This is a genomic window from Streptomyces sp. TRM70350, assembly GCF_019219825.1.
Lineage (GTDB): Bacteria > Actinomycetota > Actinomycetes > Streptomycetales > Streptomycetaceae > Streptomyces.
Genome location: NZ_JAHUXH010000005.1, coordinates 71,477 through 85,364, shown reverse-complemented (window position 1 = coordinate 85,364; position 13,888 = coordinate 71,477). Strand labels below are relative to the sequence as shown.

Sequence of the window (13,888 nt, the reverse complement as noted above, 5' to 3'; positions counted from 1 at the left end):
GGTCACCGTTGCCGGGGGCCGGTCAGCCCCTCGCTCATGGCCTTGACGCCCTCGATGCTGCGCAGTTGGTGCACGAGTCCATACTGCGCGGCCACCTTGGCGGCCTGGTCGAGGACGAGGATTCCATCATCCTGGGTCGCTGTATCGGAGAGCAGGATGTGGCCGTGAGCGGTGTCCAGACGTACGCGTTGCATTGGTGAGTCGGTCGTTCCGCTGCTTCGGGCGATGTCGATGAAGTGCAGGGCTTGAGAGAGATCGCCGGCGCCGCGGCGGGCCAGAGCGAGCTTCTGGTGGGCCACCGACCAGTCGTCCGGTTCGGTGAGGTCCTCGAACTCGCGGGTCGCTGCCTGCATGACGCGGGTCGCGTAGTCGTGCTCGCCGTCCTTGCTCAGCGCCGTCCCCACCCACAGCCTTGCGCGAGCCCGGTCGCGGCGAGAGAGCCGGTCGTCGACGGCGAGGCTCTCGTAGTTGCGGGCGGCGACTTCCAGCTTGCCGGACATCTCGGTGACGACTGCGAGCGACAGATCGAGCTGGGCGACGCGGCGAGGGATGTCGAGCTGGGTGAAGACCGTCCGGGCACCGGCGTAGGAATGCTGGGCCGAGAGCGGGCCCAGGACAACGCCTTGGTCGCGTTTGAGGTCACCAAGTAAGGCCGTGGAGCGGGCAAAGAGGTACAGGCCCTTCTCGTCCAGTTCATGGGCCTTGAACCGGCCCAGCCACCGAGTGAGAAGGCTGTCGGCGAAGGCGAAGTTCTGCCGGGACAGGGAGACCACGACCCGGTCGAGGTCATCGGCCCATGACTCGTACTCCCACGCTCTGGGGCCGGACGAGGCGACACGTCTGCCGATGGTCGCGACGCTGCCGGCCATTTCTGACAGGAGCGTCTCGAAGCGCAGGTGGACTGCGGCGTCCGCTCGTCCGAGGGCGGTGTCGAGGATGGCCTGGGTATCGGGTCTCGGCTCGGTGGCGGCGAGCTTGCTCTCCCACTTGGACACGGTCGCGACCGCCAGGCCCAGACGCTCGGCGTAGGCCCGCACGCTCAGCCGCAGGGCGAGCCGCAATGCCTTGGCCTCAAGCCCGGTCCAGTGGTGCACGGTTGCCACGCGTCACTCCCTTCCACCAGCCATCGAAGCAGACGCGACGACGCGGCGGGACGGAAGTGGAACGGAAGTAGAACAGGCGGTGATTTGCAGCGAGTTGGTCCGCCGACATGCTCGAAGCGTCACCACGTGTCGAGCCATTGGACGGTCCTGAGCATGGAACCCCTCACGGAACATCGCCTGGTCAGCGGCCCGGTCGTCTACGGTTTCCTGCGGCTGGTACGCGTGCCCCGAGCACGGCAGGACGCGCTGGTCGCCTCGCTGGCCGAGTACTGCCGCAGCCACGAGCTGCAACTGTCCGGCCTCTTCACCGACCGTGTCGCTGCCGGGTCCTCCTCGGCGGCATTCACCGGTCTCCTTGACGTGCTCGCGCTGCCGGACGTCTACGGCGTCGTCGCCCCCGCCATGTCCCACCTGGGCCCGAAGACCATAGCGGCCGAACGCGGGCGACAGATCGAATCGGCCGGTGCCCGGCTGCTGCTGGTCCGGTGCCCGCGCCCCAAACCCTCAACCGTCTCTCGACGCGCCCCCGTCCACCGCACACGCTCCGGCACCACCCGTGTCGTGGACGCCGAGTCGTGAGGACTATCGCGATGACCAAGACGATCCAGAAGTTCTTCGAGTCCCGGCCCGAATCGGTCAGCGAGGCGCGGGCCTTCACCACCGAGGCCCTGACCATCTGGGGTGTGCTGGACCGAGGCGACGACGTCCGACTCTGCGTCTCCGAACTCGCCACCAACGCCGTGCTCCACGGGACTGATCCCGGCCGCGGCTTTCTCGTCAGACTCGACGCCGATGACGAGGTCGTACGCCTGGAAGTACACGACAGCCGCCGCCAGCACCCCCACCCCCGTCGTCCCGGCGACACGGACACCGCCGGCCGCGGGCTGCTCCTGGTGACCGCACTTGCCGACGGCTGGGGCGTGGAGGACCGCACCCCGTTCGGGAAGATCGTCTGGTCGTGCTTCAAAGCCCCGAGAGGGACGACAACATGAGTGTCGCTCTCACCCCGCCCGGCCCTGATCTGCGCCTACTGGTGTCGCTCGCCGCTTGGACCTGGCAGGGCGCCGGACCGGACGGCCGCGAGATCGCGCACATCCTGATCACGCACACCCCGGCCCTGACTGACGGCGGCACCGCCGTGCCGGCCGAGGACCGAATGCGGCGACTGTCCGTGTGTCTCGGTGGCCTGACCGGAGCCCGTGAAGTCATCCCGGATCCGGAGCGCCGCCTACAGCTCGTCGGCGACCGCGTGCTGCTGCATATTCCCGAGGCTTCCCGGCGACTGCAGCTACCCACTCGCCGTTCCTGGACCGAACTGGTCACCCGCACCGGCGAGGCGATTCTCCTCCTCGGTCTTGATCCGCTGCCACAGTCTGCAGACGCTCTTCGCCTCGATGCCTACCTGGACTCCGCCCTCGCAGCCGACCGACTGCTGTTCGGGCGCGTCCAGTTCCCGCCGCCAGGCCCGCGCGCTGATGTCTGCTCGATCTGCGGCGGCAGCGGCACGGACCCGATCTCGGGCCGCGCATGCCCGGACTGTTCCCTGCACTGCCGACTCGAACCGTGAAAGGCACGCCATGCACCAGCTCATCGCTGCCCCTTTCCTTGACGGCCACCTTCTGCTGCGTCCCGGAGCGCGATCCGGAGCCCGCATCCCGGCCACCCACTACGAGCAACTGCGAGCCGCCGACGGCGCGCAGACCCTGCCTGGCTGGACGGTCGACCTGGCAGCCGAAGCCTGGGGCCTCGATGTCGCCAGCGCCCCGACGACGGACACGGTCCTGATCCGCGAGCCGTCTGCGTACGGATACTGTCGGGCCTCCTGGGAGATCAACCTCGGATGTAATTTCGCCTGCAAGCACTGCTATCTGGGCGAACGGCCCTTCTCCGGCCTCACCTGGGAGAACAAGGTCAAGCTCCTGGACATCATGCGCAAGGCCGGCGTCATCTGGCTCCAGATCACTGGCGGTGAACCGACCATGGACCCGCACTTCCAGAACGCCTACCGGTACGCCTGGCTGGCCGGAATGATGCTCACGATCTCCACCAACGGCTCCCTGCTGTTCCGCCCCGACCTGCTCCAGCTCTTCAGGGAGTGCCCGCCGTACCGCCTCGTCGTCAGCATGTACGGCGCGAGCGAGGAGTCCTTCGACGCGCTCACTCAGCGGCGCGGAGCCTGGAAGGCGTTCCGGCGGGGCATGGACGCCGCCCGCGCCGCAGGGCTGCCACTGCGCATCAACATCGTCGTCACCGAGGACAACGCGAGCGAGGCAGACGCGATGGCCGCGCTCGCCAAGGAGTGGGGCGTGGAACACCACGCGTACACCAACATGACCCCGACGATCTACGGCGGTGGCGAACCCCTCCTCGCCCAGTCCGCAGACCACCTGCGCCAGCGCAAGCCGTTCGCTGGATGCAACGCCGGCCACACGTTCTTCCACGCCGACCCGCACGCCAGGGTCTCGATCTGCAAGGTCGGCCGCGACGACCAGATCGACCTCATGGCCGAAGGCATCGAAGGACTGCGACGGCTCGGCACGATCGCCGACCGCCTGATGCTTCGCACCGGAGGGTGCGAGGGCTGCGCCCTGTCCGGTACCTGCCGGGTCTGCCGTCCCCTGGCCAAGCATTACCAGGAGGCGAAGGCGCCGCTGCACAGCTACTGCCAGCACGGAGACAAGGAGAAGGTGACCTCATGACCGGACCCGTACCGGTGCAGATCCTGACAGGCTCGCCACCCAGTGCGCGCCGCGCAGCGCCCCCAGTGGCCTCGGCCGCCGTGACGCTCGTCGCGGACTTGGACGACGTCGTCGAGAGCGCCGAGTGCTCCTGCGACGCCGGCGACGATAACCCCCACTAATTCCGGCCCGACCGATGTGCTCCGGCCCGTCCCACCGACGGGCCGGAGCACTCTCACGTACAGCGCTAAGGTGCCCGCATGTTCTTCCGCTGGGACTGGCTCCGCCCCGTGCTCACCGCACCGGTCGTGCCCACCCTCGGCCCCGTCCACCCGCACGCCCTGACGGCGGACCTCTTCGAAGCCACCCTCCTCGTGGCCGCCGACCGGCGCTTCCTGCCGTACGACAAGGACCGCCGCTGGGGCAACGAGAAGCAGGAGGTCGTCCTTCCTGGCGACGTGGTCCACCACCCTGACCACACACTCATCCCGACTCTGCTGACGCGCGGCCGACGAGCGGTGAAGGTCTTCGCCTACGGTCACCGGAGCGACGTCCTGTACCAGGCCGCCGAACTCGCAGCGAAGCTCGCGGCCCTTCACGGAGCAGCCTCTGCTCGTGTTATCCGGCCACTGGGCCCGGAGACGACCCATACACATGGCGTCCGCATCCAGCTCAAGGACTTTACGGCGCGGTACTGTCCCCCCTCCGCCGGCCCCGTCCGTCGGCTCGAAGACTGGCCCCTCCCCATCCGCGGCACCTTTACCGCCTTCGCCCAGACGATGGCGGCCGACGGCTTCGCCTTCCTCGACCGTCAGATGAAGACCAAGGGATGCGGCCCGGTCCTCGTGGCCGTGGTGGAGGACCGTGTTGTCGGTGCCATCGGCCCCATGGAGATCTGTCCCGACCCCACGGGTGCAGACCAGCTCATGCCGCAATACTTCGCCGTGCACCCAGAGGCTCGCGGGCACGGACTCGGCCGGCACCTGTGGCGGGCGGCCATGCACTGGGGCCAGACTTACGGCGCGGTGTACCAGCTCCTCCAGACCGAAGTCCGGGGAGCCTCGGATCACCTCTGTCGCAGCGAAGGGCTCGCCACGCTGGGTTTTCTCTACGACAGGAGGGTCTGACGCAAGCTTGGCACGTTCCTGCTAACGATCAGGCCGCCAGGTGTCAGTGGGACGCGCTAGCCTGCTCGCGTGATTGCAGGTGCTCTGCCCAGGCTGCACGAGTTAGGCCACGGAGCATGGGCAGCCAAGTGAAGCTACGAGTCTGCTCTCCGACCCGCCGCTGCTGGTCGGCCTACGCGAGCAATACCCCGAAGGCGGTCTTGCTGTCTGCCAGGGTTCGGACCAACTCGGCACCTGGCGACCTCACTTGGCACTAGGCTGATCCATCAGTCAGCAGCGCTGCGTGCGTCTTGTGACACTCAGCGCGCTACGGGATTATTGATCTCGGTCAGATGAGCGGGGGTTTCTGGTGGGTGCGTTCGGAGCGGGTGGACAGTGACGGAATTCATTCCCGGCGTTGGCGCCGGGTCTTTGCTGCGGTCTGAGCTGCTTGCCGATGGTCGGTCGACCCGGATAGGTGCGATTCACCAGATCGACTACGGCCAGGCCGTCGTGCTGACTCACGATCGCTGGAAGTTCGACGCCGGTGGCATTCCGCAGTTCTCGTTCCTCCTCGCGACCGCGCAGGACGTCAACGAGCCACACGTCGACGATGACGAGGTGCTGCTTCTGCGTGTCGAGGGCACGTCGCCGCTGTCGCTTGAGCGCGACCTGCACGCCGTGCGCGAGGAGTCCCTGCGAACGGCTCTGTCTAACAACCAGGACCCATCGCCATCCGCCGTGCTCGATGCGGAGCTCGACCCGTTCACCAAGAACCGCGTGTCGTTCACTGGCGTACGATGCAAGATCCTCGGCACCTTCTACGAAGACGACGTGGATGGGCAGAAGGTGCTGGAGTTCGGTGCCGACGTGGACAACTTCTACGCCACGTCCACGTACCGAGTCCTGAAGCCTATCGGTGACGGCCTCGCGACGATCGCCTCCTACCTCAAACCGACCGGACGCCTGGTGGAACGCGTACGCATCGGCGCGGTGCGGTACTCCGCGACGCGGCGGCGAGCCAAGACCTCTAAGCAAGCCGACGCCGCCGTCGAGGTCAACATTCGGGACTTCATCGGCAATAAGACAGCTCTGCTCGGTATGACCCGAATGGGCAAGTCGAACACGGCGAAAATCATTATCGCGCGCACGTTCGCGGTCTCCGAGCGGCAGCGTGCCACAGGGGGTAATCCCATCGGTCAGCTGATCTTTGACCCGCAGGGAGAGTACGCCAACCCGAACACTCAGGATGGCACTGAGATCGCAGCGATTGGCGCGAGCCACGTCCGCATCTTCAAGTTTGGTGCTGACGGATCACAGCCCCACGTTAAGCCGCTCAGTATCAACTTTTTTGCAGAGAACCAGATCGATGCCGTCCAGGGACTCATTGCCCACCAATTGAGTGGCGAGGACTCTGGATATGTAAAGGATTTCGCCGGCGCATCGTATGCCGATGATCCCGCCAATAAGTTCAACCCCCATCCAGGTCGTGCCCGGATGGTTCTCTATGGCGCCTTGATCCGTGCAGGCTTCCCTGTACCTTCGAATTTCGCCGCGCGTACCAACATCAGTGCGGCGTTGCAGCTGAAGGTCGAGCAAGGTATCCAAGGGCAGAAGCCAGTGGTGGGCCTCGGTCGAAAGCCGTTCACGCAAGCTGGCAAATCTGCCAACCTGGTGACCGTAACTGCCGATGAGATTGAGGCAGTTGTGGACAAGATTGTCCAATTGCGTGAGGCCGGCGATACCGACGCGATCGACTTCACAAAAGACGTGCGTTGGAAGAGCGTTGAGCCGATCTTCACCACGAAGAGCGACAAGCGCAACGTCCGAGGTTGGAAGAACCTGAACCCGTTGCGCCCCTTCCATAGCCCGTTGACACAGCAAGATCCTGCTCTGGAGATCTACAACGAGCTCGTCGAGGGTCGAATAGTCATCGTCGATCTTCACGTTGGTGCCGAGGCGATCACCAAGGTGCTTAGCGAGTCCATTACCCGGCGTCTGCTTTTTAGGCAGACAGAGGTCTTTACGTCCGGGAAGGAGCCTCCGCATATTCAGGTAATGCTTGAGGAGGCGCACAATCTATTTTCGTCCGACCGCTATAAGGACGAGCTCGATGTATGGGTTAAGCTCGCCAAAGAGGCGAGCAAGCTCAATCTCGGAATGACCTACGCAACGCAAGAGGTCTCGGGGGTGGCGCATCAGGTCAAGGCGAATACTGCCAACTGGGTTGTCGCCCATTTGAACAACACGACAGAGGTGCGGGAACTGGCCAAGTTCTACGACTTCGGGGCGTTCTCAGATGCGATCATCGCCTCCGAGGATCGTGGGTACGTGCGGCTCAAGACACTGTCCTCGCCGTACATTGTTCCTGTCCAGATCGATCGGTACGACATCGCGCTCGTCAACGAAGCACGAGCAGCGGCTGGTGACCCGCCGTTGACGCTGAACGGTACGGCACTCTGATGCCGTACGAGACCGTCGGCGGGGCTCACGAGATCGCATCGCGGCTGGGGCATTCGGCGGCCGCCATCCGGGCGATCGCGGACCAACGCACCTTCCATGTCCCGGCTGAGGCGATCCAGGACCTGGATTCGATCCGCAAGCGAATCCGTCCGCGGAGCGACTTCGCTGCCCCGCCTGCGCCAGACCGACTCACTGCTGCGCTGGCGATCGATGGGTCACACGTCGTTGAGCAGGTTCGTGACGGCCTGCCATCGGTCCTGTACGGGTTTGCACAGGCCGCCGCAGCGTACGTGGACCTCGGAGTTTTGGAATCGCAGCGGGCCGAGCGATTTGTCGACCCGTACAAGATTGAGCGTGCGGTCAACACCGCCATCGTGACGCTGGATCTGCCTGTCTCCGGCGCGTACACGCGTGCCGACGCCGACATCGTGACCTCGTGGCGAGAGGTCATCAATGAGCTGTTTCGGCAGAAGAAGATCGACGTCAATCGCCTCGACCAGCCGCTGCTGGACCTGCTCTTCCTTCTCCACGGCGTTCCCGGGGCGCCAGCGGCTACGGTGCCGGTTAACTGTCCGACGCAGGACTGCAAGAAGGACATTCCTGTGCCGCCCGCTGGTGCCGACTGCGATGCGTGCGGCGTGCACCTTTTCCCCACCGACGTGCTCCGTATCCACGAGGAGGTTGGCGAGGAGGGGACGAACCAGTCCGCTCTCGGGCGGCTCATGTCGGTGATCGAGCTGTTGGTGCTGGTCGGGCTGGCGACGCTGCTGTGGGAGCAGTCTCGCCAGAAGGCTCTTCCCACGACGCTGTTCATCGTCGATGGCCCACTGGCCGTGTTCGGCACACCAGCAAAGCTGCGCGGGCGAGCCCTTGAATACTTCCAAGCGATGGGCAGGGCTACTCCGGGCAACGCGCCATACGTCTGTGGGATTGAGAAGTCCGGAGTTCTGGTCGACTACGCGCGCCAACTGGCCCGGCATGACATTCTCGAACCGGGTGACCTGTTGGTATGCGACGAACAGATCATTGCGCGAGTCGTAAACGCCAACAACGCCCGCGCCTACGGTAAGGAGACATACTGGGGCCGCAAGTTCGTGTATCGCGCGCTTGACGGGCGAGTTGTCGTCCCGACCGTGCCACCACCGATGGGTGCACCGTATGATGCCAACGGCGGCCAAGCCGACCCGGCGGCCTACCCGACGTTGCCTGCAATCCTCGACGTGATCGACCGCACTGGTTCCTCGATGTACGTCGACGGCATCATCCCGGTGGCGGCCGCGCACGGGAAGGCCGCGTTCCCGATCGGCGTGGGCACCGATGTGCTCCGCCTCGTAGCCACCAAACGTCTCGGTCTCGACTCGTCTGGTGGACAAGCGGCTCCGGTACGGTTTACCCCATGATCGAGAATGTGGTTGTGCTGCCGGCCGCCCCCCTCTGTGATGCTCACGCTGCGCATTTTGCTGCGCCTGCAATCCCGACGCACATTCTCGACAACCCCCGCCCACTCGTTTCACCCCTCGGCATCGTTGATCACGCGCTCATGACGAGCAGGTACCAGTCACCCCTGCGCTATCCAGGAGCAAAGTCGTCCCTCGCGCCGGTGATCGCCCGAATCTTGGATGCCGCCAAGGGTTCGAGGGCCGTTCCGGAAATCAACCTCCTGGTCGAGCCTTTCGCCGGCGGAGCGTCGGCGTCCTTGCGACTAGTTGGCCAAGGGCTCGTCGACCGAGTGCTGCTCGCTGACGTGGATCCGTTGGTGACTGCCTTCTGGCAGACCGCGGCCGCCGATACTGAGGCGCTGATCGACCGTATGCATGACGAGTGGACCCGATACGTCAAGCCGGGTGGAGTAACCGCTGTCGATCGGTGGGACTATTGGCGTTCCTGGGCGCCCACTCGGAAAGCGAAGCCTGCCACGGTCCGACTGGAGTTGGCGACACAGTGCCTATTTCTAAACCGCACAACGTTTTCTGGAATCCTTCATGGTAAGGCAGGCCCGATCGGTGGACGCAAGCAAGCAAGCCCGTACGGCATCGGATGCCGGTGGAATCCGGAAGCCATAGAGGAACGACTTCGATATGTCGGTCACCTTTACGACACCGGCCGAATCGTCGATGTCTGGCATAAGGACTGGCAACAGACGCTCGATGACGTGCCCAGTTATTACCCGCAGTTGATCCCGTCTCGCGTTGTTGCTTACCTCGACCCGCCCTACATCGAAAAAGCCTCGCACTTGTACCGAACCTCTTTCGACCCCAGAGGTGGATACGGTGGCAACAGGGCTGGCAAGGCGGGATCAGATGACCACATGCTCCACATGCAGCTCGCCGGATATCTGCGTACCAAGGCGCAGTTCCGCTGGCTGCTCAGCTACGACAACAACCCAATGTTGACCGAAAGCACTTGGCTCTATGCGCACACTCGCATGGCGCCTAGCCGCGTGGACCGAGAGATGCTCGGCGTACGCTCGTGGCCCTTGACTAAACGGTTGGTGAAGACGCGCTACAGCGCTAGTGGTAAGACGGGCAAGCGCGATGCCGATGAACTCCTCATCACGACCCTTCCGCCATCCACTGTCCCCGTAGATCACCAGCTGCGCGAGCTGCCTTGATTGCGCCGCTGGGTTGACGGTTGTCACGCGCGGCTTTGGCGGGCTCGAAGCGGTCACGAGTGGCCAGCCTGCGTGAGCGATGCGTGAGCGGATGGGGCGGCACCGTCTGGATTAGGCATCACACCGATCGGGGTTGCACGTCTCTGACCTGGTAAGACGGGATTCGGCGGCACCGCGCGGTAGTAGCCGGGACGACCATGCAGGCCCTCGTAATGCGTAGGTCTCGGGTTCGAATCCCGAAGGCGGCTCCACGAAACCCCAGGTCGGATAGCCGCTGACTTGGGGTTTTCTGTTGCTCGGGGCCTGGCGCGTCACATGGCCGGGGTGCCGCGCGATGGCTTGCGTGAGCGGAGCGGTCCGGGGTCCTACTTCTTGGGCTTCTTCCGCTTGCCCTTGTTCTTGGCCCTGGCCTCGGCTTTCGCCTTGGCCGCCGCCTTCTTGGCGGCCTTACGGGCCTCCTCCGCCTCGGTCTTCCGCTGAAGCGGGACCAGCTTGGCGGTGGCCTCGGCGGCGTTCTTGCCGACTTGGGGGAGAGGACGCTCTGGTAGATGTCCCGCGTGATCCGGGTGTCGCTGTGGCCGAGCGTGTCGGAGACGATCTTTCATGCCGGTGTCCACCCAGGCTGATCCCCTCCTCCCGGTCGGCGTCCCCCTGTTCGCGGTGTCGCTTCAGGACGTCGACGGTGTCGTCGCCGAGTGCGACCACGCGGAAGCCGCTGTCCGTCTTGGGCTCGGAGGTCTCGACCTCCCACCCGTCCTGGACGAGCTGGGCGGATACGGTCAGGGAGTGGTCATCGAGGTTGGTCTCCGACCAGGGCTGACCGCATGCCTCGCCCCGCCGCAGGCCGCGGAAGGCGATCAGGTGCCCACATCGCGTACAGCCGGTCCTCCGCGACGAAGTCGCCTGCTCCCACTTGAATGGACAGCGTGCTGCGGCACGATCAGCGCCTGGCCGAGGTCTGACCCGACGCCCCCCGTCCAACAAGGCAGTGACATGCCGGGACCGGTCCCGGGCGACATCCCCTACCGTCCCGGCCATGAACATCCTGCGCAGGCCGAAGTTCTGGGTGCGACTCGTGTCGGTTGCCGCGCTCCTGGGGGCCGGATGGCTGCTCCTGGTCCCCCGCACGGCCGCGTACTTCGTGGACGACGAAGGCCACCCGTACGACATGAGCGTCCTGTACTCCTGGGACACGAGCGACCAGGCCATGGTCCTGCCGGGTGGCCTCTTTGAAGATGACGACAGCGGCGGGCAGGACGGCCTCGTGTCAATGGTCAGACTTGACTGCGGGACCGCGTTCACGGCTGGTGAAAACGAGGACTGGCGGCCCGGCGACGGGGAAGAGGCGTGCTCCGAAGTGGAGACACCGAGGCGTTTCTTCGGCGTCTGCCTCATCCTGCTCGGCTCCTCCGGACTGTGGGCCGCGCCCAGGCTGTCTCACCTGCGGTCCCGCATGCCCTGGGCTACACGGGGCAGTGAGGGCGACGAGGGACGCCATCTCTCCGGGGGCCCCGGACTTCCCGGCTCGCCCAACGTCTCACCAGCTCACCCCGAACAAGAGCCGGACCAGGGATGAGAAGGGCATCCACCAGTGGCTGGCCAGCCACTGACCAACCGGAACAAGACCCGGCCCCGCCTGAGGAAAGCAGGCGGGTCCCTGGTACCCACGCGCGAACGACGCCGGGCAACGGTGTGTACCAGGCCATGCTCGGCATCGCTCGGCTACACAACCTGGCCCTCGGCACATGACTCGCGCCCCGTACAAAAGCATCTCCAGGATGCCGCCCAGAACCACACAACGGCCCATGGCCGCAACGACGGGGGCAGGGAAGGGGACGTCCGGCACGCACAGCCCGCTGGAGGAACCAGCGGGACCGGTCGTAGGGGGGAGGAAAGTCGTGGTACGGGAGTGCTGGTTCTGCGGGAATGCCACATCAGCGTCGTGGCACGACCGCGTCCTTGGGCTGCACCAGGACACCGACACCACCATGACCCCATGGATCGTTGTCCTGCGCACCACGTGGCGCCAAGAAACCGTGCATGTGCCACGCTGTGCCCGCTGCCACACCGGACATCAGATCGAGCAGGCCGCGGCGATGCTCTCCCTGGCCGCGTTGATCGCCTACGCTGCCAGCGGCCAGCTGGACCGACTCCTCGGCATTCTGCCGACTTCGGCCGGAGGGCGGACGGTCGCAACAATCTGGGCGGCAGTGGCCTGCCTGCCGGCACTCACCTGGATCGCCATCAGGCATGGTTGGCTGCCGTGGCGGCGCCTGGCACCCCACCGCCTGGGCTACGCCCGCCACCACCCGGAGTTTCTGCGGCTCCAGGACGAGGGCTGGAAACCCAGGCCGGGCCCTTTTCCCTACTGGGGAAACCCGCCGAACCCCCACCCTCCGCCACCGAGCAGGTCCCGGCGACTGATCGGAGGCGTCATAGACCTGGTCGGAACAGCCTGCGCCATCGCCGTACCCGTCTCCTATTTCCAGGGCTACGAAGAACTGGCGGGAGGTTTCATCGCGGCGACGGCAGGGCTGTTCTTCCTGTCTTCGAAGGTCAAAACCGAGAACTGAACGCCGTCTTCGAAGCACTTCTCGGCCATCCGGCTGACGAGATCGTCGGCTGCGACTGCTTGCGGCAGGTCGGTGAGGATTGCAGGTCGTCATGGACGCCCTTTTTCGCAGTGGCCGGCTGCCGCTCCCCAGGAAAGGCACTGGGGTTTTGTGTGCCTGGGTCAGCCGAGGAGGCGGATTGGGGTGCCGTTCAGGTACGCCTGGATGTTCTCGATCGCCTGGCCGTAGTAGCGCTCGTAATTCGCGCGCGAGACGTAGCCGAGGTGCGGGGTGGCCAGGAGGCGGGGGGCCGTGCGTAGGGGGTGGTCGGTGGGGAGGGGTTCTGTGTCGAAGACGTCCACCGCCGCGCCGGCGATGCGGCCTTCGTGGAGGGCCGCGAGCAGGGCCTCCTGGTTGATGATCGCCGCGCGAGAGGTGTTGATCAGGTAGGCCGTGGGCTTGAGGAGGGACAGTTCGGCCGGGCCCAGGAGGGAGCGGGTGCGGTCGCTCAGGGCCAGGTGGACCGAGACGAAGTCGCTCGCGGTGAGGAGATCTTCCTTCGTGGGGGAGAGGTGGACTCCGAGGTCGTCCGTGCGCTCCTTGGTGAGGTTCTGGCTCCAGGCCGTGACCTCCATACCGAAGGCCAGGCCGATCCGGGCCACGCGGCTGCCGATCTTGCCGAGGCCGAGCAGGCCCAGGCGGCGGCCGTGCAGGTCCGCGCCGACGGTGGACTGCCAGGGGCCGCCGGTGCGCAGGGCGGTGTTCTCCTGGACGATGCCGCGGGCCAGGCCCAGGATCAGGGCCCAGGTGAGTTCGACCGGGGGAGTGGGGGAGCTCTCGGTGCCGCAGACGGTGACGTCGTTCGCCTGGGCGGCGGCGTAGTCGATCACCGAGTTGCGCATGCCGGACGCGACGAGGAGCTTGAGGCGGGGGAGGCGGTCGAGGAGCGAGGCGGGGAAGGGGACGCGTTCGCGCAGGGTGACCGCGAAGTCGAAGTCGGCGAGGGCCGCGGCCAGTTCGTCCTCGGTGGGGAAGTGGTCGGGGAAGGTGACGACCTCCACCCGGTCGCCGAGCGGGGTCCAGTCGGCGATCGTGGTCGCGACGCCTTGGTAGTCGTCCAGTACGGCGCAGCGGTATCGCATGTCTCGTCCTCCCGGGGGGTCGGTGTCTCCCCCAAGGGTGGCGGTCGCGCCTCGCGGTGCGGACGCGGGCCCCCGTCGTTCACCTCTGCCGACCGGGGCCCACTGGCGTCCCGGATCCGGCCACGGCGGCGACACTCCCCCGAGCTGCGCGTCGTACGCGCGCACCGTCGGGCCAGATCCGATGATGTGATCACATCAGGCCGCACCAACGGATCGCTAACATGTGGCCAGCG

At 65.8% G+C, this 13,888-nt stretch carries 12 protein-coding genes and 1 pseudogene; 10 read left to right on the top strand and 3 right to left on the bottom strand.

Going from position 1 to position 13,888, the window contains the following annotated elements:
* Positions 1–2: 2 nt before the first annotated feature.
* A complete protein-coding gene (locus tag KWI83_RS10085; RefSeq protein WP_218513974.1) occupies positions 3–1,103 on the bottom strand; it encodes a DNA-binding transcriptional regulator in 1,101 nt (366 codons plus the stop codon).
* A gap of 153 nt (positions 1,104–1,256) precedes the next feature.
* Between KWI83_RS10085 and KWI83_RS10080 the strand changes: the two genes are divergently transcribed.
* From KWI83_RS10080 to KWI83_RS10045, 8 genes are all read left to right on the top strand, one after another.
* Entirely contained in the window at positions 1,257–1,682 is a 426-nt protein-coding gene (locus KWI83_RS10080; protein WP_218513973.1) for a hypothetical protein, read from the top strand.
* An 11-nt stretch (positions 1,683–1,693) separates the two neighbouring features.
* Positions 1,694–2,095, top strand: coding sequence for an ATP-binding protein (locus tag KWI83_RS10075; RefSeq protein ID WP_218513972.1), 402 nt, complete (start codon positions 1,694–1,696; stop codon positions 2,093–2,095).
* Complete coding sequence (locus tag KWI83_RS10070) at positions 2,092–2,670, top strand: hypothetical protein (protein WP_218513971.1); 579 nt, start codon at positions 2,092–2,094, stop codon at positions 2,668–2,670. Before KWI83_RS10075 ends, KWI83_RS10070 begins: the two co-directional genes overlap by 4 nt.
* A gap of 10 nt (positions 2,671–2,680) precedes the next feature.
* Positions 2,681–3,802: a radical SAM protein gene (locus tag KWI83_RS10065; RefSeq protein ID WP_218513970.1), complete on the top strand. Its 1,122-nt coding sequence runs from the start codon at positions 2,681–2,683 to the stop codon at positions 3,800–3,802.
* Between the two features lie 239 nt (positions 3,803–4,041).
* Positions 4,042–4,908, top strand: a complete 867-nt coding sequence (locus tag KWI83_RS10060; protein WP_218513969.1) for a GNAT family N-acetyltransferase — start codon at positions 4,042–4,044, stop codon at positions 4,906–4,908.
* Between the two features lie 375 nt (positions 4,909–5,283).
* Complete coding sequence (locus tag KWI83_RS10055) at positions 5,284–7,350, top strand: helicase HerA domain-containing protein (protein WP_218513968.1); 2,067 nt, start codon at positions 5,284–5,286, stop codon at positions 7,348–7,350.
* Entirely contained in the window at positions 7,350–8,750 is a 1,401-nt protein-coding gene (locus tag KWI83_RS10050; RefSeq protein ID WP_218513967.1) for a hypothetical protein, read from the top strand. The genes KWI83_RS10055 and KWI83_RS10050 overlap by 1 nt, the downstream gene beginning before the upstream one ends.
* On the top strand, positions 8,747–9,961 hold the full coding sequence (locus KWI83_RS10045; RefSeq protein WP_218513966.1) for a DNA adenine methylase: 1,215 nt from the start codon (positions 8,747–8,749) through the stop codon (positions 9,959–9,961). Before KWI83_RS10050 ends, KWI83_RS10045 begins: the two co-directional genes overlap by 4 nt.
* A gap of 365 nt (positions 9,962–10,326) precedes the next feature.
* On the opposite strand, the pseudogene KWI83_RS10040 reads toward KWI83_RS10045, so the two are convergent.
* Positions 10,327–10,862, bottom strand: a pseudogene (locus tag KWI83_RS10040) (site-specific integrase); the annotation flags it as partial.
* A gap of 135 nt (positions 10,863–10,997) precedes the next feature.
* Here KWI83_RS10040 and KWI83_RS10035 point away from each other — a divergent pair.
* Both KWI83_RS10035 and KWI83_RS10030 read left to right on the top strand, forming a co-directional pair.
* Complete coding sequence (locus KWI83_RS10035) at positions 10,998–11,537, top strand: hypothetical protein (protein WP_218513965.1); 540 nt, start codon at positions 10,998–11,000, stop codon at positions 11,535–11,537.
* Positions 11,538–11,949: 412 nt separating this feature from the next.
* Positions 11,950–12,534 carry a hypothetical protein gene (locus KWI83_RS10030; RefSeq protein WP_256362040.1) on the top strand — a complete coding sequence of 195 codons (585 nt, stop codon included), beginning with the start codon at positions 11,950–11,952 and terminating at the stop codon, positions 12,532–12,534.
* Positions 12,535–12,695: 161 nt separating this feature from the next.
* On the opposite strand, the gene KWI83_RS10025 is transcribed toward KWI83_RS10030, so the two are convergent.
* Entirely contained in the window at positions 12,696–13,655 is a 960-nt protein-coding gene (locus KWI83_RS10025; protein WP_218513964.1) for a D-2-hydroxyacid dehydrogenase family protein, read from the bottom strand.
* Positions 13,656–13,888 lie beyond the last annotated feature (233 nt).

Coding starts and splice junctions, on each gene's coding strand:
- KWI83_RS10080 (WP_218513973.1), top strand. CDS start 1,257: ATGGAACCCCTCACGGAACATCGCCTGGTCAGCGGCCCGGTCGTCTAC.
- KWI83_RS10075 (WP_218513972.1), top strand. CDS start 1,694: ATGACCAAGACGATCCAGAAGTTCTTCGAGTCCCGGCCCGAATCGGTC.
- KWI83_RS10070 (WP_218513971.1), top strand. CDS start 2,092: ATGAGTGTCGCTCTCACCCCGCCCGGCCCTGATCTGCGCCTACTGGTG.
- KWI83_RS10065 (WP_218513970.1), top strand. CDS start 2,681: ATGCACCAGCTCATCGCTGCCCCTTTCCTTGACGGCCACCTTCTGCTG.
- KWI83_RS10060 (WP_218513969.1), top strand. CDS start 4,042: ATGTTCTTCCGCTGGGACTGGCTCCGCCCCGTGCTCACCGCACCGGTC.
- KWI83_RS10050 (WP_218513967.1), top strand. CDS start 7,350: ATGCCGTACGAGACCGTCGGCGGGGCTCACGAGATCGCATCGCGGCTG.
- KWI83_RS10045 (WP_218513966.1), top strand. CDS start 8,747: ATGATCGAGAATGTGGTTGTGCTGCCGGCCGCCCCCCTCTGTGATGCT.
- KWI83_RS10035 (WP_218513965.1), top strand. CDS start 10,998: ATGAACATCCTGCGCAGGCCGAAGTTCTGGGTGCGACTCGTGTCGGTT.
- KWI83_RS10030 (WP_256362040.1), top strand. CDS start 11,950: ATGACCCCATGGATCGTTGTCCTGCGCACCACGTGGCGCCAAGAAACC.
- KWI83_RS10025 (WP_218513964.1), bottom strand. CDS start 13,655: ATGCGATACCGCTGCGCCGTACTGGACGACTACCAAGGCGTCGCGACC.